At 65.5% G+C, this 5900-nt stretch carries 6 protein-coding genes; 1 reads left to right on the top strand and 5 read right to left on the bottom strand.

Annotation, left to right across the window (positions count from 1 at the left end; translation table 11 throughout):
• From alaS to DBR22_RS10435, 5 genes are all read right to left on the bottom strand, one after another.
• On the bottom strand, positions 1-2221 hold a 2221-nt coding region (alaS, locus tag DBR22_RS10415), incomplete at its 3' end, for an alanine--tRNA ligase (RefSeq protein ID WP_108598959.1).
• A 129-nt stretch (positions 2222-2350) separates the two neighbouring features.
• Positions 2351-2596, bottom strand: coding sequence for a DUF6167 family protein (locus DBR22_RS10420; RefSeq protein WP_258229136.1), 246 nt, complete (start codon positions 2594-2596; stop codon positions 2351-2353).
• Positions 2597-2615: 19 nt separating this feature from the next.
• Positions 2616-2993, bottom strand: a complete 378-nt coding sequence (locus tag DBR22_RS10425; RefSeq protein WP_108598960.1) for a DUF948 domain-containing protein — start codon at positions 2991-2993, stop codon at positions 2616-2618.
• Between the two features lie 145 nt (positions 2994-3138).
• On the bottom strand, positions 3139-3765 hold the full coding sequence (gene rpsD / locus DBR22_RS10430; protein WP_056340296.1) for a 30S ribosomal protein S4: 627 nt from the start codon (positions 3763-3765) through the stop codon (positions 3139-3141).
• A 246-nt stretch (positions 3766-4011) separates the two neighbouring features.
• The gene (locus tag DBR22_RS10435; protein WP_108598961.1) at positions 4012-5430 is read right to left on the bottom strand and encodes a replication-associated recombination protein A; all 1419 of its coding nucleotides are present in this window, start codon (positions 5428-5430) and stop codon (positions 4012-4014) included.
• An 84-nt stretch (positions 5431-5514) separates the two neighbouring features.
• On the opposite strand from DBR22_RS10435, the gene DBR22_RS24465 reads away from it, so the two are divergent.
• Positions 5515-5900, top strand: a 386-nt coding sequence (locus tag DBR22_RS24465; RefSeq protein WP_375134949.1) for an acVLRF1 family peptidyl-tRNA hydrolase, incomplete at its 3' end; no start/stop codon positions are given.

Below are 5900 nucleotides of genomic sequence, written 5' to 3' on the forward strand. Positions count from 1 at the left end.
GGCCTGAGGGGACCTTGAGCAGTTCAGTCAGTTCGGTCACCAGGGCTCGTTCGGCAGCGAGGTGGCGGAAAGCGTCCATGCCTACAAAGGCCTCGACCCGGCGGTTTCCTGAACCGACGGACTGTTCGCCCAGCAGCGACAGGCTGCCGATGAGGGAGGTGTTGGCCACGTGCGTGCCGCCGCAGAGCTCACGGGACCAGGCGCCGTCGATTTCCACAACGCGGACCTCGCTGCCATAATTCTCGCCGAACAGCGCCATGGCGCCCAGGGCTTTGGCCTCGGCGAGCCCCATGACCCTGGTGTCCACCCGGTAGTTGTTACGGATGGCGAGGTTGGATACTTCCTCGATTTCGGAGCGGGTGGCGGCACTGAGGCCTTCGCCCCAGGCAAAGTCGAAGCGCAGGTAGCCTGCCTTGTTGAAGGAGCCGCGCTGCGTGGCTTCCGGCCCGAGGATCTGGTGCAGTGCGGCGTGCACAATGTGCGTGCCGGTGTGCGCCTGCTCGGCAGCGTGGCGGCGTTCCCGGTCCACGGCAGCCTTCACCAGGACGTCCGAGCCGATCTCACCCTCGCGGACAATGGCCTTGTGGACGCTGAGTCCCTTCAGCGGGCGCTGGACGTCGAGGACCTCGACCACAAAACCGTCACCGGTGATGAGCCCGGTATCGGCAGCCTGGCCACCGGCTTCGGCGTAGAAGGGCGTCTCGGCGAGGACGAGTTCGATTTCGTCGCCCGTCGACGCCTGCGCCACCGGCCGGCCGCCGCTGAGGATCCCGCGGACCCGTGATTCACCGTCCAGATCGGTGTAACCGGTGAACACCGTCTCGCCCTGGCCCAGGAGTTCCTGGAAGGCGCTGAGATCGGCGTGGCCGCCCTTTTTGCCCTTGGCGTCTGCCTGGGCGCGGCGGCGCTGTTCAAGCATCAGGCGGCGGAACTCGGGTTCGTCCACCTTGAGCCCGGCTTCCTCCGCCATCTCCAGCGTGAGGTCGATCGGGAAACCGTAGGTGTCGTGCAGGGCAAAGGCGTCGGCGCCGGAAAGGGGCTGTCCTGCGGCCTTGGACTCCGTGACGGCGTCCTCAAGGCGTGCGGTGCCCGAGGCAATGGTGCGCAGGAACGCCCGCTCCTCGGCGTAGGCGATCCGGCTGATGCGGTCGAAATCGGTCTCCACCACCGGGTAGACACCCTTCATGGCGTCACGCGAGGCGGGCAGCAGGTCCGGCAGGCAGGCCTTTTCGACGCCGAGCAGGCGCATCGAGCGCACTGCGCGGCGGATAAGGCGGCGCAGGACGTAGCCGCGGCCTTCATTCGAGGGGGTCACGCCGTCGGCAATCAGCATCAGGGCCGAGCGGATGTGGTCCCCCACGACGCGCATCCGGACGTCGTCCGTGTGGTGCGGATCATCAGGTGTTTCAGCCGAGGTGTATTCCCGGCCGGACAGCTCCGCTGCCTTGTCGATCACAGGCCGGACCTGGTCGGTCTCGTACATGTTCTCGACGCCCTGCAGGATCATGGCGAGGCGCTCCATGCCAAGGCCTGTGTCGATGTTCTTCTTGGGCAGTTCGCCCACGATGTCGAAGTCGTCCTTCGAGCGGACGTTGTCGATCTGGTACTGCATGAACACCAGGTTCCAGATCTCGACATAACGGTTTTCGTCGGCCAGCGGACCGCCTTCAACGCCGTACGCGGGTCCCCGGTCGTAATAGATTTCCGAGCAGGGGCCAGCCGGCCCGGGCTGGCCGGTGTGCCAGTAGTTGTCCGCCTTGCCCATCCGCTGGATGCGCTCAGCCGGAACGCCGGTGTTCTTCAGCCAGAGTTCCTTGGCCTCATCGTCCTCTTCATAGACCGTTACCCACAGCCGTTCGGGCGGCAGTCCGTATCCGCCGTCGTCGACGCTCTTCGTGAGCAGCTCCCACGCGAATTTGATGGCGTCTTCCTTGAAGTAGTCGCCGAAGGAGAAGTTGCCGCACATCTGGAAGAAGGTGCCGTGGCGGGCAGTTTTGCCGACTTCCTCGATGTCACCGGTGCGGATGCACTTCTGGACGCTGGTGGCGCGGGCGTAGGGCGCTTCTTCGCGGGCCGTCAGGTAAGGGATGAACGGGACCATGCCGGCCACCGTGAACAGCAGTGAGGGGTCGCTGGAGACCAGCGAGGCGGAGGGAACGGCGGTGTGGCCTTTGCTGACAAAAAAGTCCACCCAGCGCTTTGTGATCTCCTGCGACTTCATGAGCTGATTACATACCCTTCTTGGTTCACGCACGGCGGCGTGACAGTTTGATTCAGACAGCGGTTCCGGCAGACCGTTCCGGAAAGTCCGGACCGCTGGTTTAATTCTCGCGCGTTTAAGGCCGGAGGTTTAGCGCCGGGCTGCTTCCTGCGAGGTAACGGCCGGGGCGTCGACGCCCAGGGCAGTGCGGAGATCGGTCTCACGCTCGTGCATTCCGGACCGGACTGCGTCCGCGAAGTCGTAGAAGCCGTCGGCCAGCCGGCTTACCGCCCGGTTGAGGCCTTCGGGTCCCAGGTTGGACTGGGCTTCGCTGACCTTTCGGAATGCGATGACCCCGATCGCTACGCCGATTCCCATCCAGACAAGTCGTTTCATATCAGTTTCTCCGGGTGGTCTAGCGGCTGCGCCGGCCGGCTGCGGCTGGCTTCTTGCGGGAGGCGAGGGCAGTGCGCACGCCGTAACTGAAGGCGGCAACCTTGATCAGCGGTGAGCCCACCGTGGCGGCCACGAGCGAGGACAAGGCGGAGAGGTTCGCTGAAGCATCGGAAACGTTGGACGCGATGCCATCCACCTTTTTCAGCTGCTGGTTGGTGGTTGAGACCGTGGCGGTGACTTCGTCCATCAGGGGCGTGGCGCCGTCGCTGATGGAGCGGATGGAAGTCCTGATTTCATCAAACACACTGCCGAGCTTCAGGATGGGCACAGCAAGCAGCAGCACCAGGAGCGCAAACACTCCGGCCGCGATCAGGCCGGCAATATCGCCACCAGACATAGACGTTCATCTCCTTGAAACTGACGTGGATCCGTTACTTCCGCGCACGCTGCCTTAATGCGTTCCGCAGATGTCCCCCAAGTACCTTACATACAAAGAAGCCCGTGGCGCTTGCCACGGGCTTCCTTGGATACGCTGCTGGGATTTAGCGTGCGTAGAATTCGACGACGAGCTGCTCTTCGCAGGTCACGGGGACCTCGGAGCGCTTCGGGCGGCGAACCAGGCGTGCCTGCAGGGCGTCAAGCTTGACGTCCAGGTAGGCGGGAACCTGGGGAAGGACGTCGCGGTGCGCGCCGGCTGCGGCAACCTGGAGCGGAACCATGGTTTCGCTGCGGGTGTGGACGTGGACCAGCTGGCCCTCGCCGACGCGGAAGGACGGGCGGTCAACGCGGATGCCGTCAACCATGATGTGGCGGTGCACAACAAGCTGGCGGGCCTGGGCGATGGTGCGGGCGAAGCCTGCACGGAGCACGAGGGCGTCGAGACGCATTTCGAGCAGTTCGATCAGGTTTTCACCGGTCAGGCCCTTGGTGCGGCGTGCTTCTTCGAAGGCACGGGTCATCTGGGCTTCGCGGATGCCGTACTGGGCGCGCAGACGCTGCTTTTCGCGCAGACGTACGGCGTAGTCGGAGTCCTGCTTCTTGCGGGCACGGCCATGCTCACCGGGGCCGTACGGCCGGCGCTCCATGTACTTGGCGGCCTTGGGGGTCAGAGCGATGCCGAGTGCACGCGAGAGGCGTGCTGTACGGCGAGCACGAGTGTTGTTAGCCACTTGTGTCCTTCCAATATCTGCGGTGTGTCAGTGTTACTGGCCTCCACGATGGAGAGCATCGGCCAACCGCTGCCTTTTGCTACTGGGCACAGGGCGGCCCCGACAAACAGCAGAAATTACTGAAGGATGTTGGGGATTGCGTCCGTGCCTTGCCAGACAACGAACCATCTTAGCAGGATTCCCGCCGTCGGCGCACTTCACCGGCCGGTCCGGCAGTTGCCGCATCAGCCGCCGCACCGTTGCCCTTCAGCTTCCGCGGATGATCTTCCGGAGCCGTTCGAGGCGCACGGCAATGTCCCGCTCCGCGCCGTTCGCGGTGGGCTCGTAGTAGTCGCGGCCCACGAGATCATCCGGCGGGTACTGCTGGCTGGCCACCGAGTGCGGCGCGTCGTGGGCGTACTTGTAGCCCAGGCCGTGCCCCAGCTGCTTGGATCCGGGGTAATGCGCATCGCGCAGGTGCGCCGGGATTCCGTTGCCCAGGCCTGCCCGGACGTCTGCAATTGCCTTGTTGATGCCCAGATAGGCGGCATTGGACTTGGGGGCCGTGGCCAGGTGGACCACAGCCTCAGCCAGCACGATCCGCGCCTCGGGCATGCCGATCAGCTGGACCGCCTGGGCGGCAGCCACGGCAGTCTGCAATGCAGTGGGGTCCGCCATGCCCACGTCTTCGGCGGCGGAGATGACGATGCGGCGGGCGATGAACCGCGGGTCCTCCCCTGCCTCCAGCATCCTGGCCAGGTAATGCAGCGACGCGTCCACGTCAGAGCCCCGGACGGACTTGATGAAGGCGCTGGCGACGTCGTAGTGCTGGTCCCCTGCCCTGTCATAGCGCACAGCTGCCACGTCGAGCGCCCGCTCCGTGTGCTTCAGCTCAACAGTGACGGGAGCCTCCGCCGTGTCAACGTCATCCGCGTCGCCGAAAGCCACCCCGGCGGCAGCCTCCAAGGCGGTCAGCGCCCGCCGGGCGTCGCCGCCCGAGAGCCGGACCAGATGGGCCAGCGCTTCCGCGCTCAGCTCGACTTTGCCGTTGAGCCCGCGTTCGTCAGCGACGGCCCGCTGCAGGAGCCCCTCAATGTCCGCTTCGGTCAAGGGTTTCAGCGTCAGCAGCAGGGATCTGGAAAGCAGCGGGGAAACCACGGAAAAGGAAGGGTTCTCGGTAGTGGCCGCCACCAGGACCACCCAGCGGTTCTCCACTCCCGGGAGCAGTGCGTCCTGTTGGGCCTTGTTGAACCGGTGGATTTCATCGAGGAAAAGAACCGTGGTGGTTTTGTACAAGTCCCGGGCCGTCAGGGCGTCGTCCATGACCCGCCGGACATCCTTGACCCCTGCGGTGATTGCGGACAGTTCCACAAACTTCCGCCCGGTCCCCTTGGCGATCACGTGGGCGAGCGTGGTCTTTCCGGTGCCGGGCGGCCCCCAGAGGATCAGCGAGCTCGGGCCTGCCGGGCCCACGGCGTCGGTGCCTGCGGCGAGTTGCCGCAGCGGCGAACCCTGGCCCAGCAGGTGCTGTTGCCCCACCACATCGTCCAGGGTGCGGGGACGCATGCGGACCGCCAACGGGCTGCGGGGCGATGAGTTCCGGCGGGCCGAACTTCCGCCGGACGGCGACGGACCGTCGCCGTCGTCGTCGTCATTGCCTGGCCCTTGGCCGAAGAGATCATCCACATAGATAGGCTACTTCTAGTTCGCCCAACGTTTTCCGCGTCCGGACGTCCGTCAACTCCCAAGTCCATCACCAGGGGTCCAGCAATGACCGCACACGCCGCAGCCGGCAACGGACGTCCGGCGTCCGTCCGGACGGCCTGCATTCCGGGACCCCGGCTGATGGGCTGGGCGGGCCGGTTCGGTGCCGCTCACGGCGGCTTCGAGGTATTAGAGGACGACGACGGCGTGCGGCTCCGTGCGGCCGACGGCGCCAGTGCACTGTTGCAGGCGCCGTGGCCGGCTGATGGACGCCCCGGACGCGGGAATGATGCATTGGAGCGGCTCGCCTCCCTTGCCTCCCAGCCGCGCCGGGTTGGACTTCTGCTGGTCAGGCGTGGAGGTTACGGGATCGGGGTAGCCAGCGAAGGCGTGATCGTGGCGTCCAAGGTGGGCTCCAAGTACGTGCAGTCAAAAACGGCTGCCGGCGGGCA

It is taken from the genome of Arthrobacter sp. HMWF013 (genome assembly GCF_003061105.1).
Taxonomy (GTDB): Bacteria; Actinomycetota; Actinomycetes; order Actinomycetales; family Micrococcaceae; genus Arthrobacter.